The following is a 26,164-nucleotide window of genomic DNA, read 5'->3' as shown; positions in this document are numbered from 1 at the left end:
CGGCCCCTCTTCTACATATCGGATCCCTGAAATGCCGAGTTCCGCCCCTCAGCTATCCGGGCGGAACCGCCACTTACGCTCGATCGCGTCATCGAGCGCCACTCCGTGATGACGGGCGAAAAGCAGCACATGGCCGAGCAGATCGGCGGTCTCGTCCTCCAGCAGACGATGCAGTTCCGCCTCGCCCATACCCTTGCTGCGGCTACGGCCGCTCACCCGGTTGACGACCTGCGCCAGTTCGCCGGTCTCCTCCACCAGCTTCAGCAGAAACCAGTCGGCATCCCGCTCCACCCCATTGGCCGCGGCATAATTGGCCGATGCCCTCTCGAATTGCGCAATCAGGTCGAGAATCATTTTGTTCCCTTTATGTTCTTGACTTTGTCGCGCGTTTCTGGAAGATTGTCCACCAGAGCTTTTCCATGAAGACGGGTCACGGAAATGCTTCAGCCTTTTGTTTTCAAAGCATTTCCAGACGCGCTACTGTTTCACGTTCTGGCCGGGCGTGCCCGCTCAAACGCAAACGAGCCCCGTAGGGCTCGTGGTCAAATGATACTCCGGAAGGAGGGAATACGGCGCCGCAGCGTTATCCGCGCGCCGGCATCAAGACGCAATCGTAGCGGTTCTTGACCAGCTTTTCGCAGGCAGTGCGGGCTTCGTCCTTGGTTTCGAAACCGGTGAAGCGGGCGCGGTAGAAAGTGGTGCCATTACGGGTGACGGCCTCGGTATAGGTGTCGAGACGGTTCAGGACGCCGCCGACCTTGGTCTTGGCATCGGCCAACAGGGACATGGCGGCTTCGGCGCTGGTGGCAGCAGCGATCTGGACCTGCCACTTGCCGCTCGGTTGACCGGAAGAGCCTTGAATGGAGGTCGCAGGTGCAGTCTTGGGTTTGCCCGTCTGAACCATGGAGGCGGAGACGGTTGCCTTCGGCGTGATCAGTGGGACGTCGCTTGCCATGGCGGCGCTGGCGACTTCCGTCGATTCGGCATAGGCGCTGCCATAGCGGCTTGCGGGAACAGGTGCGGTGCCGTTTGCCATTCCGATGACGGCGGCCACGGCATCCTGGCCGGCACGGGGTGCAGGGACCGGAACGGAAGGCTGGTCGTCGAGACGGGCAACGTCGACCGTCGCAGCCGGGGCGGAACCGGCCGAACGGCTGGCGAGGAGCTTGGAACCTCCGGACGCCTTGCGGATGTTGGCAGCGATCAGCTTTTCCATGATCCGGTCACGGCTGGCAGCGGAACGGCCGCCCATGACCACGCCGATAACGCGGCGGTCGCCGTCGACCACGGCGCTGACGAGGTTGAAGCCGGAAGCATTGGTGTAACCCGTCTTGATGCCGTCCATGCCCTTGTAGCGGTACATCAGGTTATTATGGCCATTGATGGTGCGGCCACGGAAGGCAAAGCTCTTGGTGGAGAACAGCTTGTATTCCTGCGGGAAGTCACGCAGCAGCGCGATGCCGAGGGTGGACATGTCGCGGGCGGTGGTGATCTGGCGATCATCCGGCAGGCCAGAGGCATTGACGAAAACGGTCTTGGGCATGCCGAGCGAGCGAGCCTTGGCGGTCATCATCGCGGCAAAACGCTCTTCCGTGCCGCCAAGCTTTTCGGCCATGGCGGCCGCAGCATCGTTGGCGGACTGAACGATCATGCCAAGAACGGCTTCGCGAACGGTGATGGTGTCACCCGGCTTGACGCGCAGCTTGGTCGGCGGTCGAGTGGCGGCATATTTCGAGAAGGTGACCGGGCTATCCCAGGACAGTTTGCCGCGGCGGATCGCGTCGAACGTCATATAGACGGTCATCATCTTGGTCAGCGATGCCGGATGATTGAGAGCATCGGGATTTTCTGAGGCAAGGACCTCACCCGTGCGTGCGTCAAGGAGAAACTGGGCGCTGCCGGCAAAGGCGGAGGAGGCAGTGGAAGCGATCGCAACAAGGAACGTAAACGCGATCAACAACTTATTCATGACACCTCCAAGGGCAGGCTAAATTTTGCAGAATGTCGGGACACCGGCGAAGCACTTCGTCTTGCTCGAAGCGAGGTCTGACTAAAGCAGAAATAAGGCGAGAATTGTGCAGTGCGGCCACAAGATCACCAAAGTTAACTAAAAGTTTCATGTTGTGAGTTAACAGACGGTAAATGGTCCGAAGCTGGATCATTCACCGGTTTTAGAGGCTCACGCGGCGAGAAAACCGCCGTCAGCCGCCAGCACGTGGCCGACCACGTAGGAAGACTGGTCAGACGCCAGCCAGACGACGGCTTCCGCCAGTTCCTCCGGCTGTCCCATGCGCCTGAGCGGCAGGCCGGCCGCAACCGTCGCCACATCGCCGACGCCGGCCGCGAGCATCATGTCGGTCACCACCCGGCCCGGCGCCACCGCATTGATGCGGATGCCCCGCGCGGCGTTCTCGATTGCCGCCGTTCGCATCATGGCGATCACAGCCGCCTTGACGCATTATAAAGTGCAAAGCCGGGATTCGGATTGCGCACCCCGCTGACGGAGGCATTGATGACGATCGCTCCGCCGCCGGTCTTCAGCATGGCGGGAATCTGGTGGCGCAGGCAATGGAAGACGCCGCGGACATTGGTATCGAACACGGCGGCGTAGGTCGCGTCGGCCTGTTCCTCGACCGGAGCACGCCGTTCCTGAAAACCAGCATTGTTGAAAGCGACATCCAGCCGGCCGAAGCGGGAAACGGTACCGGCAACCATTTGTTCGACATCGGCCTCGCTCGTCATGTCCGCCCTGATGAAGCAGGCCTCGGCACCGAGATCGCGGCAGGCGGCTGCAACCGCCTCGCCTTCCGCTTCCCGCCGCGCGGCGATAACCACCGCGCGAGCCCCCTCGCCCGCCATCTGCAGAGCCGTCGCCTTTCCAATCCCCGTTCCGCCGCCAGTAATGAGGCAGACTTTTCCTTCCATGCGATTTGACTGTGACATGCGGCTTGAACTCCCGTTGCTGCGGATGGTTGATCATTCGGCATTTATTTGACGGAGTCCATAAAAAATGAACGTCCAACCTCTAGGTGCGGAGAATCATTGGGCGAATGGGTGTGACGACCGACACAGACGATGTTCCACAAATGCAGCGGCACTTCGGTGGCGATGCGCCAGGAGTGGGACATTGCGGTCACCGCAGAACATTCTATCTTGCGATGTCGCAAAATCCGGAAACATGGGCCGCCTTCATCGGGAATTTTGCGACCGCCCCATTCCCATATTGGTTTACCCTGGGACGGGAACGCATTTGAAAACCTTACTGGAGACGAAGCATGTTTACCCACGTCATGATTGGAAGCAACGACCTCGAGCGGGCCAAAAGCTTCTACGACGCCACCTTCACCGCATTAGGCGGCCGGCACGGTGAGATGGATGCGAGAGGCAGGCTGATCTATGCTCACGAGGGCGGTCTGCTAATGATCACGAAACCTATCGATGGCAAGCCGGCGACCGCGGCCAATGGTGGGACTATCGGTATCGCCGCCGCGAGCCGCGACCATGTTCTGGCGTGGCATGCCGCCGGTACCGCGCACGGTGGCACAGCGATCGAGAGTCCGCCCACGGAGCGTCCAAACGGGTCATTCGTCGCATATCTCCGCGATCCTGACGGAAATAAACTGACCGCACGCACTCTGCCGTCGAAATGAGACAGGCGCCGGCAGCGCCTGGTGGATAGTGTGATTAACGCTCAAAGGCGAGTAGTCGTGGAATGTCGATTCGGGCCAGTTGCGGACGAAAATCGTTTCCACAACGGCATCTCGCCCCCATCTTGGCTCTGCTCCCCTTAACCCTCCACCGCCGCCATCTCGGTGAGCGCCACGGCGCCCTGCCCTTCATCCGCGAGGCAATCGCCGGGATTGATGACAGTGCATTTGGTCATGGAAAGGCAGCCGCAGCCGATGCAGCCGTCGAGGTTGTCGCGCAAGGCTTCCAGCATATGGATGCGGTGGTTCAACTGCTGCGACCAGCGGGTGGCTATCTTCTGCCAGTCGCGGTGATCGGGAGCACGGTCCTTCGGCAGAACGGAGAGTTGTTCCGCCACTTCCGCCAGCGGCACGCCGAGCTGCTGGGCGACCTTGATGAGGGCGATGCGGCGAAGCACGGCGCGGTCGAAGCGCCGCTGATTGCCTTCCGTGCGGTGGGAGGCGATCAACCCCTTGCGTTCATAAAAATGAATGGCCGAGACGGCCACACCGCTGCGACTTGCAATTTCACCAACCGTCAGGCCCTGCATTTTTTCTTGCTCCGGCTCTTTACCTCAACTTTGGTTGAGGTTGTAGCATCCGTCCGCAATGATGACCATGGAGAGGAAATACCGGGAAATGGATGCAGGAATGGAAGGCACAGACGGCATGGAACAGCACGGCACAGGAGCTTCCGATGTGAGGACATCCACAGGCCGCTGGGCGGAACTGCTGACACCCCGCTATCTCGCGACCACCACCATGTTGTGCGTAGGCGTGGCGCTCTATGCCTTCAACGGCTTTCTCGTCAGCACCGTGCTGCCGACGGCTGTCCGCGAGATTGGCGGCGCGGCATTGCTGCCGTGGTCGCTGACCCTTTATCTGATCGCCTCGATCGTCGCCGGCGCGAGTGCGGCGCTGCTCAAGCAGAGATACGGCGCGCGAAAGGTGCTGTTCGCCGCAGCAGTCGTTTTTCTCGCCGGCACGCTTACCGCCGCTGTGGCGTCGGACATGGAGACAGTGCTTGTCGGGCGCGTTTTTCAGGGCATCGGCGAAGGGATCATCGCGGCGATCTGCTATGCCCTGATCCCTGAAATGTTTCCGCCGGCTCTGGTGCCGAAGGTCTTCGGTGCGGAGGCGACCGTCTGGGCCGTTGCCGCCTTTGGCGGACCGGTGCTTGCGGGATCGCTCACGGAAACCTTCTCCTGGCGCGTCGCCTTTCTCGTCAACGCCCCGATCATCTGCCTTTTCCTGCTTCTCGCCGCGGTGATGGTGCCGGGCGGACGTAGGACGACCGGCGGCATGACCCTCAGCTTCCCAACCCAGCGCCTTGCCCTGCTTTCGGCCGGGCTGCTTGTCATGCTGGTCGCCGGGCTTGCGCCTTCGGCACCGGTCGCGGCAACGGCAGTCGCTACATCGCTCCTCCTGATCTTCGCCGCCGTTCGTCTCGACCACCGCGCGAATCAGTCGATCCTGCCGAAGGGCGCGTTTTCGCTCGGTTCCACACTCGGCCTCGGTCTCTGGGTGGTGCTGCTGATGCCGCTTTCGCAGGCAACGAGCGGTGTCTATCTTGTCTACTCGCTGCAAAACCTCTTCGGCTATGGGCCAACCCATGCTGGCGCGCTCGGGGCGCTGATGGCGATCAGCTGGAGTCTCACGGCCATCGGCGTCGCCAATCTCAGGCATGAAGGCGCAAGGCGGGCCACCATATGGGTGGGCCCCCTGCTGCTGGTCTGCGGCTTCACGGCTCTTGTCGCCGCCATTGCCGCCGGCAGCACCGGGCTGCTCGTTGCGGCGCAGATCACCATTGGCGCAGCCTTCGGTCTGAGCTGGGGCTATCTCAGCCAGATGCTGATGGAAACGACGCCGGAACGGGAACGCGACAAGACCTCGGCGCTTCTGCCCACGCTGCAATCGGCCGGCTATGCGCTCGGCGCCGCTATGGCGGGGCTATGGGCCAACGGCGCCGGACTTGCCTCAGCCGATACGCCGGAGGCCATGCGAACGATCCTGACGCTGACATTCGGTCTGGCGCTTGTGTGGGCAGTACCTGCCCTCCTCGCTGCCCGCCGGGCCGTCAGGCTTGCCGGTGCTGCACTCCTGACATCATGAGGTTGCTTGCGTCCTGATCGCGATGTGGCCATGCTTCCTGGCGGGTGCTGGCCAAACCCGGCAATCACGACGCGAGAACAGGCAGCGGGCCGTTCAGCAACGCTTAACGGCCCGCCCTTACTTTCGCTGCAGCGCAATGTTCAACCGGGCGCGAAACGGGGAAAGACGATGTCGGCACGACTGAACAGGATGTTGCGGCAGACGGCGATCACAGCCGGGCTCGAAGCCTCGCATGTGCTTTCCCGTCTCGGCGCAATGTCCTCGGCACGAGGCCGCGGCGCGATCTTCACGCTACATCATGTGCGGCCTCACACTCCGCGGCTTGCTGAACCCAACCGCCACCTGGAAATCACACCGGAATTCCTGGAACTGGCCATCCTGCAGTTAAAGAGCGACGGATATCGTTTCGTGGCGCTCGACGAGATCCCGGCGGCTCTCACCTCTTCCAACACCGGGCAGCCCTTCGCCGCCTTCACGCTGGACGACGGCTTCAGGGACAATGCGGAACATGCGTTGCCGGTGTTCGAAAGACACGGCGTTCCCTTCACGATTTTCGTCGCCCGCGGTTTTGCCGAGCGCAGCCATACGCTGTGGTGGGAAACACTGGATGAACTCGTCAACAATACGAGCCGCTTCACGTTGGCCGATCCCTCGGGCGGTCGGACGGTTTTCGACATCGCAGACCGCGCCGCCAAAATAGCCGCCGGAGATCGTATCGGCGCGACCATTGGCGGACCGGGGGAGAGCGAGGCGATTGCCGCGCTCGATGCCGCAGCGGTTGAAGCGGACGTCGACGCGCGGATGCTGGCAGACCGGCTGGTGATGACGCCGGACGAACTGAAGGCGATTGCCACCCACCCGCTGGCGAGCCTCGGCGCCCATACCGTCAGCCACCGGGCGCTCACCTTTCTCGACGATGCGACACTTGCAGAGGAGTTGTCCTTCAGCGCGGATTATGTCGCGGCGCTCACCGGTCGCCGTCCCACGAGCTTTGCCTATCCTTATGGAGACCGCCGCAGCGTCGATGCGCGAACAACCGCCGCCGTCAGCGCCGCCGGCTTCAGGCTTGCTGTCACAACACATCCGGGTGTGCTCCGGGAAAAATCCCTGGAAACGCCGATGCAATTTCCTCGCATCTCGCTCAACGGCTTCTATCAGAATCCGCGTTACGTCTCGGCGCTGGCTTCGGGCATTCCCTTCGCCCGCCGAGGATAACAGGGCGGCCCTGACACGTTAAAGTGAAAGGGCCACTTTCAGTTTTCGGTGGTCCTGCCTCAGGGGTACATACGCACCTTGGTCCAGGGCGAATCCAGCGTCTCGCGGCGGAATTCGATTCGATCATGCAGGCGGAACTTGCGATCGTGCCAGAACTCGATCGACTGCGGCTTGATACGGAAGCCGGACCAATAGGGCGGACGAGGAATATCGCCGAGCGCGAAACGGGCGGTATATTCGGCGACAGCCTTTTCCAGCGCGAAACGCCCCTCGAGCGGGCGGGACTGCTTCGAGGCCCATGCGCCGATGCGGCTTCCGAGCGCACGGGAGCGGTAATAGGCGTCCGCTTCCTCGTCGGAAACGATCTCTACCTCGCCTCTTAACCGCACCTGCCGGCGCAGCGACTTCCAGTGGAAGCACATCGCCGCCTTCTTCTGACCAAGAATTTCCTGCCCCTTCTGACTTTCGAAATTTGTGTAGAACACGAAACCCCGGTCATCAAATCCCTTGAGCAACACCATTCGCACATTCGGAAGACCGTGCTCGTCGACAGTGGCAAGTGCAACTGCGTTAGGATCGTTGATTTCCGAGGCTTCAGCGTCCTTCAACCAGTCTGCGAACAGCGCAAAAGGTTTCGACTCCTCGGTGAAGTCACCGGTTGTTAACCCCATTTCTGACATATTGCTTCAAATGCTCCAGAACGACATCATCTCGGCCCAGGGTCAAATCACTGGACAGGACGCCCATTGAGAGACATATCAAAGTGCGACGAGCGCCAAAAGGGTAACAGGATCGCAATGAAGCGAATGTTTGCCGTGTTAATTTTGACGCTCCCCCTTTGCGGGTGCTTCGGCGGCAGCATGGATCTCTTCGGTTCAGACAGCGTCGATCGTTCGATCTCCACCAATACGGTGGCAACGAAGCGCAACACATCCAGCACCTCTGACGAACTGACCGTTCAGAACGCAGTTTCGTCGGCCGATCTCGACAAGAATGCCGGAAATCCCCTGCCCTGGGCGAATGCCGCAACCGGCAGTGCCGGCGTGGTGACGGCAATCCAGGAGGAAAGGGACAACGGCATCGTGTGCCGCAACTTCTCCACCACCCGTCATTCCTATGAGGGGATCGCCTATTTCGCTGGAAAGACCTGCACCACCGGCTCCGGCCAGTGGCAACTCATGCGTTTCGATCGCAGTTCATAGTTCGGAAACCATATTCCCGTCAGGCCCCTTGCCGGGGAATGCGCCGTAACCACTGATTAGCATCTTCTTGTGATAGTTTCCGCTGTATTATGCCGAAACCGCCATGAGTTGGGCGGCACGGTGCGTTTTTGTTCATGCCGGCGCGTCAGATGACGGGATGCACGGCCGTTTGTGTTTACTGGTGGCTTAAATGCGCGATCTGTATTCTGTACTCGGCGTGAGACGAGACGCGGGAGCCGACGAAATCAAGGCGGCGTGGCGTACGAGGGCAAAGTCCGTCCATCCCGACCAGAACCGCGAAGATCCGAATGCTAATCAGCGTTTCGCCGAGATCGGCCGCGCCTACGAGGTGTTGAAGGATCCGAAGAAGCGCAACCATTACGACCAGCAGCGCAGCAAGGTTGAAGCGATGGAGCGCGAACAGACCATCATGCAGCAGCGCGAATCCGCGCGCGAAGCAGCACGCCAGGCGGCTGAAAAGGCCAAGGCCGCAAAGGCCAATGCCGAGCGGATCATGGCCGAGCTAGCCAAGGCGGAAGCCGAAAAGAACCGGGCCGAAAAGGTAGCACAATCGACAGCACAGGCTGCGCAGGCCGCGGCGGCTCAGGCTGCAGCCGCGCAGGCTGCCGCTCAGGCGAAAGCCACGCAGACCCCACCGTCCGGCCAGTCATCCGGTGGATCCGGTACTGCCTCCGCCGAGCAGCCGAAGGCAGGCCCCGTCGGCGAGACGCCTGAAGAAATGGTGTCGCGCATCTTCGGCGACACGCCGGAGGCTGCCGCCGCCGCTGAAAAGCTGAAGCGCGAAAACGAAAGCAAGGGCGAGAAGGCCGAAAAAGCCGACAGGACCGACAAAGCTGAAAACGCCGACGCCGCAGCGACCGCATCGAGGCCCGCCTCCATCTTTGCTCCGGTGGAACTCATCAGTTCTCTGGTGCGCCGATTCCGTGGTGTGCAGCCGGCGCCGGAAAAAGCTCCCGACCTGCATGTCGAGGCACTGGTTACCATAGACGACCTGCTGGCGCAGAAGTCCGTTCCGGTCACACTCGCCGACGGGCGAGAACTGCGCGTACCGCTTTCCGGAGTGAGCGAAGGCCATGTCGTCCAGCTCAAGGCACAGGGTCACAAGCTGCCGAACATGGCGCGCGGCGACGTCTATGCAACGATCCGCGTCACGAAGGACGAGAAGTTCCGGGTCGACGGATTCGATATCAGGACCGTCCTGCCGATTACGCTGGAAAACGCCGTCCTCGGTTGCGACACGCAGGTGGAAACACCAGCTGGACCTGTGGATATCACCATTCCCGCCTGGTCGAATTCCGATCAGGTCATCCGGCTCGAAGGCCAGGGACTTCCCGACGATACGGGTGGACGCGGCGCCGTTCTGGTCGAACTGCGCGTAAAACTCTGGGAAAAGCCAGACGATAAGGTAACCGACCTGATGCGCGTGATGCGCGAGGGGCTTTTTCTGTGAAGCCTTTGTAACAACTACACCCTTTGTTACGGCCCCTAACAGTTGATGATCCTGTCCAATCTTGAACCACGGATCGGGCTATGCCATAGGCAGGATCACTCGAAAGTATCAGGGAGCAAAACATGGCTCAAGGTTCCGGCCTTATGGCAGGCAAGCGCGGCGTCATCATGGGCGTCGCAAACAATCGTTCCATCGCATGGGGGATCGCGAAAGCCTGCCGCGACCAGGGAGCCGAAATTGCCTTGACCTGGCAAGGGGATGCGCTGAAAAAGCGCGTCGAGCCGCTTGCCCAGGAACTGGACGCGTTAATGGCAGGCGACTGCGACGTCACCGATCTCGCCAGCATCGATGCCGTCTTCAAGACGCTCGAGGACAAGTGGGGCAAGATCGATTTCGTCGTGCATGCCATCGCCTTCTCAGACAAGGACGAACTGACCGGCCGCTACATCGAGACCACTCGCGACAACTTCCAGCGGACCATGGACATCTCCGTCTACTCGTTCACGGCTGTCGCCGCGCGCGCCGAAAAGGTCATGAATGACGGCGGTTCCATCCTGACGCTCACCTATTACGGCGCCGAAAAGGTGATGCCGCACTACAACGTCATGGGCGTCGCCAAGGCCGCGCTCGAGGCGTCGGTGCGCTACCTGGCCGTAGACATGGGCGGCCGTGGCATCCGCGTCAACGCAATCTCGGCCGGCCCGATCAAGACGCTCGCAGCGTCAGGCATCGGCGACTTCCGCTACATCCTGAAGTGGAACGAGTACCACTCGCCGCTGAAGCGCAACGTCACGACCGACGAAGTCGGCAATTCCGGCGTGTATCTCCTGTCGGATCTGTCCACCGGCGTTACCGGCGAAGTTCATCATGTCGATTCCGGCTACCACACGGTCGGCATGAAGGCCGTTGACGCGCCGGATATTTCCGTCGTCAAGGAATAGTAAAGTCTGAGGTTCTGGCCGTGCTCATCTACATGATCCGTCACGGCCAGACCGACTGGAATGCCGAGGGTCGCCTGCAAGGGCAGAAAGATATCGGCCTCAACGATCTCGGCCGGGCGCAAGCCAGCGACAACGGCCGCAGGCTTCTTGAAGAACTCGGCGATCAAGCCGGAAACTTCGACTATGTCGCCTCCCCTCTCGGCCGCACGCGCGAAACCATGGAGCGGGTCCGCGCCGCCATGGGCTTTGATCCAGAGAACTATCGCCTCGATGAACGCCTCAAGGAAGTTTCCTTCGGCGACTGGGAAGGCTCGACCATTCGCGAGGTCAAGCAGCACTCACCTGAGAGGGTGAAGGAGCGGCGGCTGCACAAGTGGGACTTCATACCACCGGGCGAGGCTGCCGAAAGCTACGAAATCCTGTCATGGAGAGTTGGCGCCTGGTTGAATTCCGTGGAGCGCCCGACCGTCTGTGTCACTCATGGAGGCGTAGTGCGCAGCGTCTTCCGTCTTATCGGGCAATGGTCCAAGGATGAGGCCTGCGACATGAACGTGCCGCAGGATCGTATCCTGAAAATCGACAGGGACGGCTCCCTCGTCGCCTGGCTTTGAGCGCACCCTGCCCTTGACGCAGCGTGTCGCGTGACCGGTGTTACTGAACCACTTCCAGATCGTCGACGACGCGCTTGCCATCGACTTCGGTGTAGAAGACGATCACCTTCACGCCACTCTGCAGCCCGTCGAAATTGAACTCTTCCGGCAACGAGTAGGTCTTGCCGTCATCGAGCACGAGGCTGAGGTTTTCGACATTCACGGACTTGATGGTGGCTTCCACGTCGGAGCTGCCCGCCAGGACGCTAAGCGGAGACAGGAAACTCGCCGTTGCCAGAAGAACTGCAATCATGACCCGCATGCGATAAACTTTCGTCAAAAACGACTGATTCAGAATGTGTTTCAAAATAAGCCTCCAGAATGTGGCAAAAGTCGCCCGCAATGGTGTCAATTTCGGTGTGATTGATGACCGGAATTGAGGCCACGATCAAGACGCCGTGAAGCTTATCCCTGACCTGCCGTCAACTTTCCGCGGAAAGTCCGGAAAATCGCGCTTCTCAGGTCAGGACACAGCACCGAAATGACCTGAACGGACGACCGTAAATATTTCTCATTCAATGCTAAATTAACTACCGCTCCCTAGGATCGTTTGACATGCAGCAAGGGGTTCCGGGGACTTGAATTACAGCAAGACGATCATGGCGCGCGACGGAGAGGAACGATCCGGAGCGAGTTTCCTGCTGCTGGGTGGTGCACTCCTCAGCATGGCCATTGTCGGCGCCGGATTTATGCTCGACAAGTGGTCGACCGAAGCGAGAATCGGGGCGGTACGGCAGCATGTCGCCGAAGACCTCCGCCTGGTTCGCTCGTCCATCGAATCGCGCATCGCAAACGATCTAGCGGCGGCCAATCATCTCGCCGACATGATCGCGGCCGATCCAAACATTTCCACGACGTCGCTGACATCGATGGCCAAGAACCTCGTTTCGAGAGCCTCACATATCGATAGCGTGGTGTTCCGCCCGGGCGAGCGTCCCGGCAATACACCCGTCATCAAGATGCTTGGCGACCACACGCTGCTGCTCGACGTTCCCGTCCTGCTCGAGCCCGAGGAAGACAAGCGCTACTGGGGCTCCGTCGTCCTGTCGATGAATACCGCGAAAACGGTTGAGGCAAGCGGCGTTGCCGATCACGCAATCATCACGCCAACGCCCCATCTGGAGAATGAACATCTCGCCTTCTCCATCCGCGAGATGCGTGGCGATGGACCTGGCCGTTTACTTTTCGGGTCGGCTGAAATCACTCGCGATGACCCGGTCACCGAGCGGATCGATGTGCCCGGCGATAGCTGGGAACTTCTTGCCGCCCCGATAGGCGGCTGGAAGGCAACATTGGAAAACCGGCTGCCTGCACGACTGGGGATCATTGCCGCGGTTATTGCGATGATCGTTCCCGTCATCGTCACGCTGACGCTGCTCCGCGAGCGAAACCGCAACATTGCGCGGCTGAAAGCCCGCGAGGAGGCGCTGTTCGAAGTAACGCAACGTCTCAATCTGGCAATGGAAACCTCCAATATCGGCATATGGGAGCTGGAGGAAAAAAGCGGACAGATCTATTGGGATGAACGCGCAGCCGCCCTTCATGGCTGCGCGGCGAGCGCCGTCGACCGACAGGACAGGCTGGATGACTGGTATGGAGCCCTTCACCCCGAAGACCGTGAGACGATCGAACTGCGGATCTTCGCCAGCATTTCGGCCATCGGTAAACAGACTTGGGACATGCAATATCGCATTGTGCTTGCCGACGGTACGGTCCGTCACCTGCGCTCGGTCGGCGCGCACAGCATCAGCGCAAGTGGTGTGGACCGGCAGATCGGCATTGTATTCGACATCACCGCCGACGCCATGTTTACCGAGACACTCAGGGTCGCGAAAGAAACCAGCGAAATCAAGAATGCCGAGCTTGAGCTGGCGCTCGACGAACTGTCGATGCGCGAACATCAGCTGATCGAGCTTTCCCAGAAGCTCGATCTTGCGCTCGCCTCCTATAATTGCGGTATCTGGGAAGGAGATCCCGTCAGCACGACGGCGATCTGGGATGAGCGGATGCACCAGCTCTACAACGTGCCGAACAGGAACCGTCCGGTGACCCGGCACGAATGGCTGTCGGCGCTACACCCCGATGATCGACAAACGGCGCAGCTAGCGGCCAATCGCGCTATCAACGCTTCCACCGCAGTCAACACTATCCAGCGTATTCTGCTGCCCAACAACGAGCTGCGTTATGTGCGCTCTGTTGGACAGGTGCATGTCGGCAAGGACGGCAGGAAGAAGATTGTGGGCATCGCCTTCGACGTCACCGCGGACGCCAAGATCGCCGAGGAGCTGAGAACTGCGAAGACGGAAGCCGACGCACGCAACATCGAACTTGAGCTGGCGAAGAACCGCATCGAGTTCAACGCCCTGCATGATCCTCTTACATCGCTTGCCAATCGCCGCAAGCTCGACATGGAGCTGGAGGAGCTGACCCGGCAAGGCAGCAAACAGAGAACCCGGTTCTCGATCCTTCACCTCGACCTCGACCGCTTCAAGGAAATCAACGACACGCTCGGCCACGCCGCAGGCGACGCCATGCTGGTGCATGCCTCACGCGTGTTGAACCGCACCGTCAGCCGCGGCGATCTGGTCGCTCGTATCGGTGGCGACGAATTCGTCATTCTCGCCAAGCGCCAGACGTCGCCGCAGGAGTTAGCCAAGCTCAGCGAGACGATCATCCGGGAAATGTGCAAGCCGATCGATTTCGAGGGCTTCTCCTGCCGCTGCGGCGTGTCCATCGGGATTGCCCAGTCCTCGGGCCTCTTTCCCGATGCCGGCAAGGTATTGATCAACGCCGATATCGCTCTCTACCAGGCGAAGGAAAAGGGACGGAACCGCTTCGAATTCTTCACGCCGGATCTGCAGGCCAATATCTTTGCCCGCAAGCGCATGGCGGACGAGATACTCGCCGGTCTCGATCACGACGAATTCACCGTCTGGTACCAGCCGCAGTTCGCAGCCGACTCCATGGAACTGACTGGCGCCGAGGCGCTTGTGCGCTGGAGACACCCCGTTCACGGCATCCTGCCGTCGAACGAGTTCCTCAAAGTCGCCGAGGAGCTCAACGTGCTGGCGCGCATCGACCAGCTGGTGCTGGAAACCGCGCTCAAGGACCAGATGCGCTGGACCGCTCTCGACCTGCGACTGCCGCGCATCTCCGTCAATGTTTCCTCCCGTCGCCTGCATGACGAAAACCTCGTAGCTCAGCTCGAGGGGCTGAGCATCACGCCGGGTTCGATCTGTTTCGAGCTGGTGGAATCCATCTTCCTCGACGAAAGCGACGATGTGACGACCAGCAACATCGAGAGGATCAAGGCGCTTGGCATCGACATCGAAATCGACGATTTCGGCACCGGCCACACTTCCATCGTCAGCCTGTTGCGCCTGAAACCCAAGCGCCTGAAGATCGATCGCCAGCTCGTCATGCCGATCGTCACCTCACCGCAGGAACGCGCCCTGGTGCGCTCTATCATCGAGATCGCCCGCTCTCTCGGGGTGGAAACCGTGGCGGAAGGCGTGGAAAGCCACGAGCATGCGGCATTGCTTCGCCAACTCGGGTGCGATTTCCTGCAGGGCTATGCTTTCGCCAAACCTCTGCCCTTCGAGAACTTCACCCGCTTCGCGCAGGATCTTCCCCGGCGAAAGGCCTCATAAAGGCGACGCTGCGTTTCCAAGAAATGCTTGTCGCGCTTGGCGGTTTTCCACTATGAGTGTGCCGCAGTGAAAGCCGAGGCACCCGGAAACGGCGCAGGCCTCCCGCAAACCGGTTCGTCTGACATGTCCCATAACACCTTCGGCCATCTCTTCCGCGTCACCACCTGGGGTGAAAGCCACGGTCCCGCCCTCGGCGCTGTGGTCGACGGGTGCCCGCCCGGCATCCGCTTCACCCAGGACGATCTCCAGATCTTTCTCGACAAGCGCAAGCCCGGCCAGTCGCGCTTCGTAACGCAGCGCCGGGAAGACGATATCGTCAGGGTTCTCTCGGGCGTCATGCCGCAGGAGGACGGTTCGATGATCACCACCGGCACGCCGGTGTCGCTGATGATCGAGAATACCGACCAGCGCTCGAAGGACTACGGCGAGATCGCGCGGCGCTATCGCCCCGGCCATGCCGACTACACCTATGACGTCAAATACGGCATTCGCGACTATCGCGGCGGCGGACGCTCGTCCGCCCGCGAAACGGCAGCGCGCGTTGCCGCCGGTGCACTTGCGCGGCAGGTCATTCCCGGCGTCACCATTCGCGGCGCGCTGGTGCAGATCGGCAAGCACAAGATCAACCGCGCCAACTGGGATTGGGCGCAGGTGAACGAAAACCCGTTCTTTGCGCCCGACCCGGAAATCGTCCCCGTTTGGGAAGCCTATCTCGACGAGATCCGCAAGGCGGGCTCCTCCGTCGGCGCCGTTGTCGAAGTGATCGCAGAGGGCGTTCCGGCCGGTATCGGCGCGCCTGTCTACGGCAAGCTGGATCAGGACATCGCGTCGAACCTGATGTCGATCAACGCCGTCAAGGGCGTGGAGATCGGCAACGGCTTCGGCGCGGCCGAGATCACCGGCGAGGAAAATGCCGATGAAATGCGGATCGGCCCGGACGGCAAGCCGCTTTTCCTTTCCAACCACGCGGGCGGCATTCTCGGCGGCATTTCCACCGGTGAGCCGATCATCGCGCGCTTCGCCATCAAGCCGACCTCCTCGATCCTGACCGAGCGCCGCTCGATCGATGCCGATGGCCACGAGGTCGAGGTGCGCACCAAGGGTCGCCACGACCCCTGCGTCGGAATCCGGGCGGTTCCCGTCGGCGAAGCGATGCTCGCCTGCACGATCGTCGATCATTATCTGCGAGACCGCGGCCAGACCGGCCGCCTGAAGTGAGGCATTCCCATGAGCTATGACCAGAGCCGCGTCGTCGACGCCATCCGCGCCTTCGAGGCCGGCGAGATCGTCGTCGTCACGGATGACGACGACCGCGAAAACGAAGGCGACCTGATCGTCGCCGCCGTCCACTGCACTGCCGAGAAGATGGCGTTCATCGTGCGCCACACCTCCGGCATCGTCTGCGCCCCCATGCCGAAGGAGGAAGCCAAACGGCTGAACCTCAACGCCATGGTTGCCGAAAACGACAGCGCACACACCACCGCCTTCACCGTGACCGTCGACTTCAAGCACGGCACCACGACCGGCATTTCCGCCGAGGACCGCACGCTGACCGTGCGTAATCTCGCCAACCCGAATGTCGGCCCGGCCGATTTCGTCCGCCCCGGCCACATCTTCCCGTTGGTCGCGCGCGAAGGCGGCGTGCTGATGCGTTCCGGCCATACCGAAGCGGCCGTCGACCTCTGCAAGCTGGCCGGCCTGCCGCCGGTCGGAGTGATCGGCGAACTGGTCAACGACAACGGTACCGTCAAACACGGTCCGGAAGTGTTCGATTTCGCCGAGCAACATGGGCTGAAGCGCGTTTCCGTTGCCGACCTTATCGCCTATCGCCAGCGCAAGGAAACGCTGATCCAGCTCGCTTCGAGCTTCGCCGTCGAGACGCCTTATGGTCCCGCGAAGGCGCATGCCTATTCGCTGCCCTGGGATCCGATGCAGCATCTTGCCATCGTCTTCGGCGACATCCGCGACGGCGTCGACATTCCGGTGCGCCTGCACCTCGAACATGTCGGCCAGGACGTGTTCGGCAAGGATCGCCAGATCGACGCCATCATGAAACGGATTGCCGAAGCTGGTCGCGGCGTCATCGTTTACCTGCGCGAAGGCTCGGTCGGCGTCGGGGTCTCGACCACGGCCCGCACCGGCAATTTCGACCGCGAAGTGCACAACGAGGCCCAGCAGCGCGAAAGCGAATGGCTGGAAATCGGTCTCGGCGCGCAGATCCTGAAGGATCTCGGCGTCACCTCCATTCGCCTTTACGCTTCGCGCGAACGCCACTATGTCGGCCTCGAAGGCTTCGGCATCCGCATCAGCGGAACCGAGATCGTCTGATACGGCAATCCTTCCGCCTCCGGACGCCGGAGGCGGAAGGTTCGCCTTAGAGCGCCGGCCTTAGCCGGAGATTATCTCGCGAAACGTCTGGCGCCGGCGACGCAGAGAATGACGGCCGCGGTGACCGCGACCATGGACCAGCTCACCGCCTCGCCCAGCAGGGTTGCGGCCAGCACCAGCCCGAAAAATGGCTGTAGAAGCTGCAGCTGGCCGACGGCGGCGATACCGCCCTGCGCGAGCCCGCGATACCAGAATATGAACCCCACCAGCATGCTGAAGACCGAGACATAAGCGAGCCCCAGCCATGCAGGCCGCGCCGCATCAGCAAAGGATTGCGGCATGGTGAGAAATGCAAGCGCGGCCATGACCGGCAGCGACAGCACCAGCGCCCAGGAAATGACCTGCCAGCCGCCGAGCGTGCGGGAAAGCCTCGCCCCTTCCGCATAGCCGAGCCCGCAGACCACGATAGCCGCGAGCATCAGGAGGTCGCCGACCGGCGAAGTGGAGCCACCCTGCATCAGCGCAAAGCCTGCAACCAGCGCGCTGCCGAGGCAGGAGAACAGCCAGAAGGCCGGCCGAGGCCGCTCACCGCCCCGCAGCACGCCGAAGGTCGCGGTGGCGAGCGGCAGAAGCCCGATGAAGACGATGGAATGGGCCGAAGTGACATGTTTCAACGCCAGCGCCGTCAACAGCGGAAAGCCGACGACGACACCGAGCGCCACGACCGCCAGCGAGACGAGATCCGCACCCTTCGGGCGCTTTTCGCGAAAGAGCACAAGCAAGACCAGCGCCAGGGTGCCAGCGATTGCCGCACGGGCGACCGTCAGGAACACCGGATCAAAATCGGCCACCGCCGCGCGGGTCGCGGGCAGCGAGCCGCTGAAGATCAGCACCCCGATAAAACCGTTGATCCATCCGCTCGCCGTCCTGTCCATCATGTCTTTCCTTCGTTCACTGTAACGACAGGTGATAGGCGATGCCGGATGGATTTTTCAGGCACAATTCATTACAGTTTCAACAAACTGTAATGGTCAAATTGGCAGTACGGATGCTGAACACCATCGAAACGGATACCGGGACGCGGGTCGGGCAGGTCATGGCAACCATCCGGCAGCGGATCAGTGCGCGGACGCTTGCGCCGGGGGCGAAGCTTCCCTCGATCCGCGGCCTTGCCAAGATGATGGTGGTTTCCACCTCGACCGTGGTCGAAGCCTATGACCGGCTGGCCGCGGAGGGGCTGATCCTGTCGCGGCGCGGTTCGGGTTTTTATGTCGCCGGACACCTGCCGCCGTTGACGCTTGCGGAAATCGGTCCGAAGCTCGACCGCGCGGTCGATCCGTTCTGGGTGTCGCGGCAATCGCTCGAGGCGACCGAAGATGTGCTGAAACCGGGCTGCGGCTGGCTACCGGCCTCATGGATGCCGCAGGCGGAGCTGCGCCGTTCGCTTCGTCACATCGCGCGGGCGGACGACAGGGTGCTCACCGACTACGGCACGCCACTTGGCCTGCTGCCGCTGCGGCACCTCCTGTCACGGCGCATGGCGGAGCATGGCATAGAGGTGCTGCCCGACCAGATCATGCTGACGGAATCGGGCACGCAGGCCATCGACCTGCTGCTGCGGCTTCTCGTCGAGCCGGGGGACACCGTGCTGGTCGACGATCCTTGCTATTTCAATTTCCTGGCGCTCTTGCGGGCCCATCGGGTGAAGGTCGTTGGCGTACCCTATACGCCTGGTGGCCCCGACATGGCACTCTTTGCTGCCGCACTCACCGAGCATCGGCCGCGCCTCTACATCACCAATTCGGCGCTTCACAATCCGACCGGCGCGACGCTCTCGCCCGTCAGCGCGCACCGCATCCTGAAGCTTGCCGATCAGGCCGGGCTGACCATCATCGAGGACGACATCTTCGCCGATTTCGAGCTCGAGCCCGCACCGCGTCTGGCAGCCTTCGACGGTTTCGAACGGGTCATCCATATCGGCAGCTTCTCGAAGACGCTGACGGCTGCGGCCCGATGCGGCTTCATCGCCGCAAGACGGGACTTTATCGAGCGGCTGATCGACCTGAAGATCGCCACCTCCTTCGGCGGCAATGCCCTTTCGGCCGAACTGGTGCTCGCACTGATGAAGGACGGCACCTACCGGAAATACATGAACGGACTGCGCGACCGCCTGTCGCGCGCCATGGGAGAAACCGACCGCAGGCTGCGGGCGCTCGGCCTCAAGCCATGGATCGAACCGCGCGGCGGCATGTTCCTCTGGTCAGAACTGCCGGAGGGCCTCGACGCCGCCGACGTCGCCCGCCGGGCGCTCGCCGATAACGTCGTCCTGGCCCCCGGCAACGCCTTCAGCGTTTCGCAGACGGCGACGCGGTTCCTGCGGTTCAATGTTGGGCAGTCAAGTGATGCGCGAGTGTTTGCGGCGGTCGAGAGGGCGATGCGGGGGTGACGGGGGCCTCCCGACGTTTCCATGCATTAGAGTTCTGCGTGAGTCTGCTATCGGCCCAAAGCTATGATTGGCCGTCGAAAAAGGCGGCTCAAGCAATCTGATTTTCGATCGAGGTTTTATCGATCACTGAAAACACATCGGCTATTTTGCCGCCCTTCACCTCGTAAAACACGTTTTCTGCAAAGGAAATGCGTTGGCCGTTGATCTCCAAGCCAAGGAAGTTGCCTTTTGGTGAGCAGTTGAACATCAACCTCGCCGCAATAAGGGGCGGGTCGCAGGCCAGACGATCTATGACGAAACGTAGGTCGGGGATGTCCTCGAAGTCTTTGATCAGCATCGAGCGGTAGCCTGACAGCCCGAGCGGTCGACCATTGTGTTTGACATCGTCGGCAACATACCGCCCCAGCTCATCCCAATCCTGTCGATTTAAGCAACCTATGTACGCGCGATAAAAATCTTGCAGTGTCATGTTGCAGATACCATCAGATGAATCCCTTTTACCGTCGTGTGAACCAAGACGAGCGGAATACACGTTGTCATGCGCTCGCATCATGGGTCGCAAGGCTCACAACACTAACCTCAGTTTCCTCCAGTTTTACGGCAGTCGCGACGTCCGGTTTTGGCGCATTGTATTCGAACGTTCAAAGGCACCAACGGCGATCCTAAACATCTAGATGCGCCAGCTTATCCGGATTCTTGACGATATAGATCGCGAAAATCTTGCCGTCGCGAATGCCCAAAGCTGTTGTTTGGAGAATACCATTAGGATCAAGGCTTACAAATCCCGGCAAGCCGTCGATATTGGCGGTTCGCAGCAAGGTGGGCGCGGCTGCGGCCTTCCGCTGAGCGTGAACGAATAGTCGCAGCGCACGCTCCAAGCCGCGAATGACCTCTCGGAACGCCAGCACCTTGCCACCGCCGTCGCTATGTATCTCTACATCGCGCGCGAGCAATGCCGAAAGCGAAGTGACGTCGCCGTCACGCGACGCAGCAAAGAAAGCGCGGGCAATTCTCTCCGCCTCTTCCGGCCCGACTCTATAGCGTGGTCGTGCATCCTGAACATGCTTGCGAGCGCGCGAAGCGAGTTGCCGAACGGCCGCAGGGTCGCGATCAAGCACGACCGCGACCTCAGTCAGCGCTACGTCGAACACGTCGTGGAGCAGAAATGCTGTCCGTTCCAGCGGCGAAAGTCTCTCCAACGCCACCATCAGCGTAACGGTAACATCGTCAGCAACGGCTTCCTGCGCATCAAGAGGCTCGACCAGCGGCTCTGGCAGCCATGGGCCGACATAGATCTCGCGGCGGGCTCGCGCAGACTTCATCCGATCCAGGCACAACCGGGTGACGATGCGCGTGAGATAGGCGGTCGGGGTCTGAACTTCCTCTTCAACGCGTTCCCAACGCAGCCATGCATCCTGGACGACATCCTCCGCCTCGCTGATCGATCCCAGCATGCGGTAGCTGAGGCGCAGCAAGTGTTTGCGTTCTTGTGTGAAGTCCACAAGCCGTTGGTCGCTTGGCGACCCAACAACGTTCGCTTCATTGGCCATCATCGCCCTACGGATTTTGAGAGCCCGATCCGTCTCGTTCCTGCCGTACTGCCTCATGACACTTCCTCGTACCCGACCGCCAGCCCCTTCGACGCGCCAGGCCGCGCGAGTGTGACATGGCACATGCGAAAAATAAAATCAGACGAGCATGTCACGCCTCCTATTGCCGCGTCGTCAACCGAGCAGCGCCGCAGGTTGGCGCCAATTCAAGGAGACCATCATGAATGAGACCACGCGCCTCAACTGGTACGAGGTAGCACCCGCTGGAGCCAAGGCCCTGTTCGGCATCCATCACTACGTCACACACAACACGAATCTGCCTGAGGAACTTGTCCATCTGGTGTTCCTGCGGGTATCGCAGATCAACGGCTGCGCACATTGTATCGACCTGCACACCCGCGATCTTCTGAAGACGATGGCGGCCGACAAGGTCACTCTGGTCCCGGTATGGCAAGAGGTGCCGCACCTATTCTCCGAACAGTACCGCGTGGCGCTGGCCTGGGCCGAGGAGGTGACGCTAGTCAGCGAGACGCATGCTTCCGACCAAGCCTACGCTGCCGTTTCAGCAGTTTTCGAGCCTAAGGATTTGGTGGATCTCACAATCACAATCGCGGCGATGAACGCCTTCAACCGGCTGGGCGCACCCTTCAGGCTGCCGGTGAAGGCGCAGCCCTGAAGATGCGCGGGCGCCGTTGCTGAACCACGACGGCGCCATAGCGCTTGAGCAACCTCTGCTTATTGGCCCCGCTTGCTTGCAGTTCTGCGACCGCGGCGAGGTGAAAACAATCCCTCATCTACACGCCAGGGCAAGTCCCGTATTGGCGTAAGGCGGTCGAGCACATGTGCCCACACTCACCCCAGCCAGTCCTGCCTCAGCACCACCGTTTCAACGACCACGAAGCGGGCGGGTTCAGCTTGGAGTTTTTTGAGCACCCAGGCAGACGGTTTGACGCCCCGGCACCTGTGACCTTCCAATAAAGACGGCCATCGGTTCAGACGACCTTGCGGGCCATACCAACGGAGCGAGGTGCGGTTTCCGCGAAGCCGAACTGGGCGTAGAGGCGGTTGGCCGGGACGTCGGCGATCAGGCTGACATAGGCGGATTTCGGCAGCGTCGCGATGAAATCGGAGAGAGCCTGCATGATCCACTTTGCCAGTCCCCTACCCTGATGCGCCGGGTCGATGGCGATGTCGGTCACCTGAAAAAAGCAGCCGCCGTCGCCGATGATCCGGCCCATGCCGACCACCTCCTCGCCCCGCATCAAACTGACGCCGAAGATCGAATTCGGCAGGCCCTTCTCCGCCGCCTCCCGGGAAAAAGGGCTGAGGCCCGAGATAAGGCGCAGGCGCAGGTAATCCTCGATGCCGGGCACGCGGGCTTCGATGCGGTAATCGCTGTTGTCGGACATAAGTCCCCTCCCTTTTGAGATTTTATCCCCGCCACCCCTGGCGCAGCACCACTGTTTCGACGCCGGCGAAGCGGGCGATGCGGGTGAGTTCGGCCTGCAGCTTTTCCAGCCGGCCGGCGGAGGGCTTCACGCCCTTTTCCAGCCAGAGCCGTTTGACATCGAGCACACCCGTCTTGCGGTCGGCCTTCATGTCGATGCGGCCGATCAGGCGGTCGCCTTCCAGAAGCGGGAAGACGTAATAGCCGTATTCGCGCTTCGGCTCCGGCACGAAGATCTCGATGCGGTAGAAGAAGCCGAATAGACGCTCGGTGCGGTTACGGTCGCGGATCAGGGGATCGAAGGGGCTGAGCGTGCGGATGCGGGCCGATGGTTCGGGCGCATCGAGCAGTGTTTCCAGCCCCTCGGCGAAGGCGAAGGATGAGCGCGGCTTGCCGCCATCGACCGTTTGGATCGCCACTTCCTCCAGTTCGTCGCGGTGGCTTTCCACCCAGAGCTTTGCCTCCTGGGGACTGACCAGATCGAAGAAGGCGGCGATTTCGCCCGAGGTGGCAAAGCCCAGCCGCGTCAGGGCGCTTCGACAGGCCCAGTCGACAAAGGCGTCGTGATCGACCTCCGCCTCGAAATGTTCCTTGGGAATGACCCGTTCGGACAGATCGTAGATCTTCTGGAAATTCTCCCGTCCGGCAATCGCCAGCTTGCCGGTGTGCCAGAGATATTCGAGCGCCGTCTTCGAAGGATGCCAGTTCCACCAGCCGCCGGACTTGTGTTCCTTGGCCTTCACCTCGCGCGCCATGACCGGGCCGTTTTCCCGGATGCGTTCATAGGTTTGCTGGAAGGCCTGATCGAAGCCCTCGCCCTGCCATTTGCGCCAGTTTTCCAGGATCTTCGCCTCACGCCGCACGAAACGGTGCTTCCAGTAGGGAAAGAAGGCCGACGGAATGATCGAGGCGTCGTGCGTCCAGTGTTCGAAAAGCGTTCGGTCCTTCTCGATCAGGGCGGACAGATGCTCCGGCCGATAGGTCTGGTTGCGCGAAAACAGGATCTGGTGATGGGCGCGCTCCACCGTCGCGATGCTATCGATCTGCACGAAACCGAGGTCATGCACGAGATCGAGCAGCCCCGCCTTGCCAAGCGCCAGATGCGGCGGCCGGGAAAGCCCCTGCCGCTCCATGAAGATCTTTCGCGCCTGCGCATTGGAAACCGGAATCGCCATGAGCAGGAGGCTAGCGAATGTTCATGATATGTTCAATGCGTGATGCGAGTTTATTATTTCGCTTTCGTCGCGGGTCGGAGCAATGGCCCCTCACCCCGCCCTCTCCCCGCAAGCGGGGCGAGGGAGACGAAACGTTGCCACAAGTTCCTTCTCCCCGCCTGCGGGGGTGAGGAGCGGTCCGCGCAGCGGAGCAATCGATCAGGTGAATCGATTGCAGCGACGAACGCCCGGAGCCCGAGCGACGGGCCGGGCTACAGGGGGATGAGCGGCATTTCCCCGCTGCTTCGATGCATATTCCCCTCCCCGGCCCCAAGGTCTATAGAGACCTCCACTTGAATTTCTGGCACTTGAAAGTCGGGGGAAGCCGCTTGCAGATCACGTTCGACCGGGCCGAGGTGCGTTTCGGCGCGCATGTGGCGCTTCAGCCGCTCGATCTTGCGCTTGAGGAACACCGCATCGGCGTGATCGGTCTCAACGGTTCGGGAAAGACGACCTTCGCGCGGCTGATCAACGGGCTGGTGAAACCTTCCGCCGGACGCGTGACGCTTGACGGGCTCGACACGGTGAAGGACGAGAAGGCGGTGCTTTCCAAGACCGGCTTCATCTTCCAGAACCCGGCCAACCAGATCATCCTGCCGATCATCCGCGACGACATCGCCTTCGGGCCGAAGAGCCGGGGCATCAAAGGCGAAGCTCTGACGCAAGCGGTCGACGGTGTTTTGACGCAGCTCGGCATTACCCATCTGGCGGACCGGCGGCCGCATGAACTCTCGGGCGGCGAGTTGCAGCTTGCGGCGCTTGCCGCCGTGATCGTCACCGGGCCTGATATCGTGATCTTCGACGAGCCGACCAACCAGCTCGACCTCAGGAACCGCGCCATGGTGCAGGCGGCAATCGATGCGCTGCCGCAACAGGCGATTATCATCAGCCACGATCTCGACCTTGTTTCCGGCTATGGCCGTGTGCTGGTGTTTCATCAGGGGCGGCTCGCCTTCGACGGCGGGCCACAGGATGCGATTGCCCGCTACCGGAAGCTTGCCCTGCCATGAGAAGCCTTCATGTTGCCGGCAAGAGCCCGCTACACCGTCTGCCCGCAGCGCTAAAGATCGCCGGGCTGGCGCTTGCCGCCGTTCTCATATTCCTCACCCGCGATCCGCGCTTTCTGGTGCCGGCGCTCGTTCTGTCGAGCGGGCTTTATTTCAGCCTCGGCCAGCCGATTGCAGCCGCGATCAGGCCGCTTCGTCCGGTAATTGCGACGATCCTACTGGTCGGTCTCTTCCATCTTCTGCTGACAAGCTCCGAAGAGGCCATGGTCACGACACTCCGGCTTTCCATGCTGATGATGCTGGGCGCTGCCGTCACGGCCTCCACTACGGTCTCCGCCTTCATCGACACGATTACCCGCGCCGCCTCGCCGCTGGAGCGGCTGGGGCTCGTCAAGGCTGCAGATATCGGGCTTTCGGTCGGGCTGGTGGTCCGTTTCGTGCCGGAGATCCTGACGCGCTACGAGGCGATCCGCGAGGCGCATCGGGCGCGGGGTATCCGGCCGAAAGTCACCACAATCCTCGGGCCGCTGATCATTTCTACACTGAAGGACGCCGACAACATTGCGGCCGCCATTGACGCGCGCGGCATTCGCGGCCAATGAGCAAGGGCTGGGGGAAATTCGCAAGGCCGCCGCGATTGCGGGCGGGCCTAAGCAAGGGAGACACAATGAACACCCGCGACCTCGTCCTCGTTTCACTGTTTGCCGCAATCATCGTGGCGCTCGGCCTTATCCCGCCGATCACGCTCGGCTTCATTCCGGTGCCGATCACGCTGCAATCGCTCGGGGTGATGCTGGCCGGCGTCATCCTCGGGGCTAAGCGCGGGGCGCTGGCGCCCCTGCTCGTTATCCTGCTGGTGGCCATCGGCCTGCCGGTGCTCTCGGGCGGTCGCGGCGGTCTTGCCGTCTTCGCTGGGCCGACGGTCGGCTTTCTGATCGGCTGGGTTCCCGCCGCCTATGTCACCGGCCTGATTGCCGAACGCTTCGCGCGGCCGGCCATGGCGGCGCTGCCGCAGACGCTCGGGTTCTTCGCGGCGGCCGCCATCGGCGGTGTGGTGGTGCTTTATCTCTTCGGCATCGGCTATCTCGCCTTCGGCGCGGGCCTCGGGCTTGAAAAGGCGTTCCTCGGCTCGATGGCCTTCATTCCGGGCGATCTGCTGAAGGCTGCCGTCGCCGGTCTCGCCGGCCGCGCCGTAATGGTCGGCTATCCGCTGTTGCCGCAGCGGGCCTGAAAGATCGCGACAGG

Annotated in this window: 25 protein-coding genes and 1 pseudogene; 15 read left to right on the top strand and 11 right to left on the bottom strand. The window is 61.4% G+C overall.

Going from position 1 to position 26,164, the window contains the following annotated elements; genetic code table 11:
- Positions 1-48: 48 nt before the first annotated feature.
- From H4I99_RS01725 to H4I99_RS01715, 3 genes and pseudogenes are all read right to left on the bottom strand, one after another.
- On the bottom strand, positions 49-354 hold the full coding sequence (locus tag H4I99_RS01725; RefSeq protein WP_163904032.1) for a MazG nucleotide pyrophosphohydrolase domain-containing protein: 306 nt from the start codon (positions 352-354) through the stop codon (positions 49-51).
- 229 nt (positions 355-583) lie between these two features.
- On the bottom strand, positions 584-1,969 hold the full coding sequence (locus tag H4I99_RS01720; RefSeq protein WP_163904031.1) for a serine hydrolase: 1,386 nt from the start codon (positions 1,967-1,969) through the stop codon (positions 584-586).
- A gap of 210 nt (positions 1,970-2,179) precedes the next feature.
- Positions 2,180-2,925: pseudogene (locus H4I99_RS01715) on the bottom strand (glucose 1-dehydrogenase).
- Between the two features lie 350 nt (positions 2,926-3,275).
- Between H4I99_RS01715 and H4I99_RS01710 the strand changes: the two are divergent.
- On the top strand, positions 3,276-3,650 hold the full coding sequence (locus tag H4I99_RS01710) for a VOC family protein (RefSeq protein ID WP_163904029.1): 375 nt from the start codon (positions 3,276-3,278) through the stop codon (positions 3,648-3,650).
- Positions 3,651-3,787: 137 nt separating this feature from the next.
- Here the strand turns inward: H4I99_RS01710 and soxR are convergent, their stop codons facing one another.
- A complete protein-coding gene (gene soxR / locus H4I99_RS01705) occupies positions 3,788-4,237 on the bottom strand; it encodes a redox-sensitive transcriptional activator SoxR (RefSeq protein ID WP_163904027.1) in 450 nt (149 codons plus the stop codon).
- 100 nt (positions 4,238-4,337) lie between these two features.
- On the opposite strand from soxR, the gene H4I99_RS01700 reads away from it, so the two are divergent.
- Both H4I99_RS01700 and H4I99_RS01695 read left to right on the top strand, forming a co-directional pair.
- The gene (locus tag H4I99_RS01700; RefSeq protein WP_244624838.1) at positions 4,338-5,798 is read left to right on the top strand and encodes an MFS transporter; all 1,461 of its coding nucleotides are present in this window, start codon (positions 4,338-4,340) and stop codon (positions 5,796-5,798) included.
- 168 nt (positions 5,799-5,966) lie between these two features.
- Positions 5,967-7,013, top strand: a complete 1,047-nt coding sequence (locus H4I99_RS01695; protein ID WP_163904025.1) for a polysaccharide deacetylase family protein — start codon at positions 5,967-5,969, stop codon at positions 7,011-7,013.
- A 59-nt stretch (positions 7,014-7,072) separates the two neighbouring features.
- Here H4I99_RS01695 and pdxH read toward each other — a convergent pair whose 3' ends face one another.
- Positions 7,073-7,693, bottom strand: coding sequence for a pyridoxamine 5'-phosphate oxidase (gene pdxH / locus H4I99_RS01690; protein WP_163904023.1), 621 nt, complete (start codon positions 7,691-7,693; stop codon positions 7,073-7,075).
- Between the two features lie 66 nt (positions 7,694-7,759).
- Between pdxH and H4I99_RS01685 the strand changes: the two genes are divergently transcribed.
- From H4I99_RS01685 to H4I99_RS01670, 4 genes are all read left to right on the top strand, one after another.
- Complete coding sequence (locus tag H4I99_RS01685) at positions 7,760-8,215, top strand: RT0821/Lpp0805 family surface protein (protein ID WP_425314347.1); 456 nt, start codon at positions 7,760-7,762, stop codon at positions 8,213-8,215.
- A gap of 190 nt (positions 8,216-8,405) precedes the next feature.
- Positions 8,406-9,686, top strand: a complete 1,281-nt coding sequence (locus tag H4I99_RS01680; RefSeq protein ID WP_163904020.1) for a DnaJ C-terminal domain-containing protein — start codon at positions 8,406-8,408, stop codon at positions 9,684-9,686.
- A gap of 122 nt (positions 9,687-9,808) precedes the next feature.
- Positions 9,809-10,627: an enoyl-ACP reductase FabI gene (gene fabI / locus H4I99_RS01675; RefSeq protein WP_163904018.1), complete on the top strand. Its 819-nt coding sequence runs from the start codon at positions 9,809-9,811 to the stop codon at positions 10,625-10,627.
- A gap of 20 nt (positions 10,628-10,647) precedes the next feature.
- Complete coding sequence (locus tag H4I99_RS01670) at positions 10,648-11,238, top strand: histidine phosphatase family protein (protein WP_163904016.1); 591 nt, start codon at positions 10,648-10,650, stop codon at positions 11,236-11,238.
- A gap of 40 nt (positions 11,239-11,278) precedes the next feature.
- Here the strand turns inward: H4I99_RS01670 and H4I99_RS01665 are convergent, their stop codons facing one another.
- On the bottom strand, positions 11,279-11,539 hold the full coding sequence (locus H4I99_RS01665; RefSeq protein ID WP_099056998.1) for a DUF1344 domain-containing protein: 261 nt from the start codon (positions 11,537-11,539) through the stop codon (positions 11,279-11,281).
- Positions 11,540-11,855: 316 nt separating this feature from the next.
- On the opposite strand from H4I99_RS01665, the gene H4I99_RS01660 reads away from it, so the two are divergent.
- From H4I99_RS01660 to ribB, 3 genes are all read left to right on the top strand, one after another.
- The gene (locus H4I99_RS01660; protein WP_425314346.1) at positions 11,856-14,927 is read left to right on the top strand and encodes a putative bifunctional diguanylate cyclase/phosphodiesterase; all 3,072 of its coding nucleotides are present in this window, start codon (positions 11,856-11,858) and stop codon (positions 14,925-14,927) included.
- A gap of 123 nt (positions 14,928-15,050) precedes the next feature.
- Positions 15,051-16,145 (top strand): chorismate synthase, encoded by a 1,095-nt coding sequence (aroC, locus tag H4I99_RS01655; RefSeq protein ID WP_163904014.1) that lies wholly within the window; start codon positions 15,051-15,053, stop codon positions 16,143-16,145.
- A gap of 9 nt (positions 16,146-16,154) precedes the next feature.
- Positions 16,155-17,255: a 3,4-dihydroxy-2-butanone-4-phosphate synthase gene (gene ribB / locus H4I99_RS01650; protein WP_163904013.1), complete on the top strand. Its 1,101-nt coding sequence runs from the start codon at positions 16,155-16,157 to the stop codon at positions 17,253-17,255.
- Positions 17,256-17,326: 71 nt separating this feature from the next.
- On the opposite strand, the gene H4I99_RS01645 is transcribed toward ribB, so the two are convergent.
- Positions 17,327-18,190, bottom strand: coding sequence for a DMT family transporter (locus H4I99_RS01645; protein WP_163906141.1), 864 nt, complete (start codon positions 18,188-18,190; stop codon positions 17,327-17,329).
- 113 nt (positions 18,191-18,303) lie between these two features.
- Between H4I99_RS01645 and H4I99_RS01640 the strand changes: the two genes are divergently transcribed.
- The gene (locus H4I99_RS01640) at positions 18,304-19,701 is read left to right on the top strand and encodes an aminotransferase-like domain-containing protein (RefSeq protein WP_164490795.1); all 1,398 of its coding nucleotides are present in this window, start codon (positions 18,304-18,306) and stop codon (positions 19,699-19,701) included.
- Positions 19,702-19,789: 88 nt separating this feature from the next.
- Here the strand turns inward: H4I99_RS01640 and H4I99_RS01635 are convergent, their stop codons facing one another.
- Together H4I99_RS01635 and H4I99_RS01630 are read right to left on the bottom strand one after the other, a co-directional pair.
- Positions 19,790-20,170, bottom strand: coding sequence for an ester cyclase (locus H4I99_RS01635; RefSeq protein ID WP_163904011.1), 381 nt, complete (start codon positions 20,168-20,170; stop codon positions 19,790-19,792).
- A 193-nt stretch (positions 20,171-20,363) separates the two neighbouring features.
- Positions 20,364-21,254 (bottom strand): sigma-70 family RNA polymerase sigma factor, encoded by an 891-nt coding sequence (locus tag H4I99_RS01630; protein ID WP_163906138.1) that lies wholly within the window; start codon positions 21,252-21,254, stop codon positions 20,364-20,366.
- A gap of 217 nt (positions 21,255-21,471) precedes the next feature.
- Here H4I99_RS01630 and H4I99_RS01625 point away from each other — a divergent pair, with 217 nt between their 5' ends.
- Complete coding sequence (locus H4I99_RS01625; protein ID WP_163904009.1) at positions 21,472-21,927, top strand: carboxymuconolactone decarboxylase family protein; 456 nt, start codon at positions 21,472-21,474, stop codon at positions 21,925-21,927.
- A gap of 316 nt (positions 21,928-22,243) precedes the next feature.
- On the opposite strand, the gene H4I99_RS01620 is transcribed toward H4I99_RS01625, so the two are convergent.
- A complete protein-coding gene (locus H4I99_RS01620) occupies positions 22,244-22,660 on the bottom strand; it encodes a GNAT family N-acetyltransferase (RefSeq protein ID WP_163904007.1) in 417 nt (138 codons plus the stop codon).
- Positions 22,661-22,682: 22 nt separating this feature from the next.
- Complete coding sequence (locus tag H4I99_RS01615; RefSeq protein WP_163904006.1) at positions 22,683-23,873, bottom strand: winged helix-turn-helix domain-containing protein; 1,191 nt, start codon at positions 23,871-23,873, stop codon at positions 22,683-22,685.
- Positions 23,874-24,241: 368 nt separating this feature from the next.
- On the opposite strand from H4I99_RS01615, the gene H4I99_RS01610 reads away from it, so the two are divergent.
- The 3 genes from H4I99_RS01610 (at position 24,242) to H4I99_RS01600 (ending at position 26,150) form a co-directional block, all read left to right on the top strand.
- Entirely contained in the window at positions 24,242-24,922 is a 681-nt protein-coding gene (locus H4I99_RS01610) for an energy-coupling factor ABC transporter ATP-binding protein (RefSeq protein ID WP_163904000.1), read from the top strand.
- Complete coding sequence (locus tag H4I99_RS01605) at positions 24,919-25,521, top strand: energy-coupling factor transporter transmembrane component T family protein (RefSeq protein WP_163903998.1); 603 nt, start codon at positions 24,919-24,921, stop codon at positions 25,519-25,521. Before H4I99_RS01610 ends, H4I99_RS01605 begins: the two co-directional genes overlap by 4 nt.
- Positions 25,522-25,586: 65 nt before the next feature.
- Entirely contained in the window at positions 25,587-26,150 is a 564-nt protein-coding gene (locus H4I99_RS01600; protein WP_163903996.1) for a biotin transporter BioY, read from the top strand.
- Positions 26,151-26,164: the final 14 nt, after the last annotated feature.

Source organism: Paenirhizobium daejeonense, assembly GCF_014280875.1.
Lineage (GTDB): Bacteria > Pseudomonadota > Alphaproteobacteria > Rhizobiales > Rhizobiaceae > Allorhizobium > Allorhizobium daejeonense.
The sequence above is the reverse complement of the archived record's forward strand: the minus strand, read 5'-3'. Positions and strand labels throughout refer to the sequence as shown.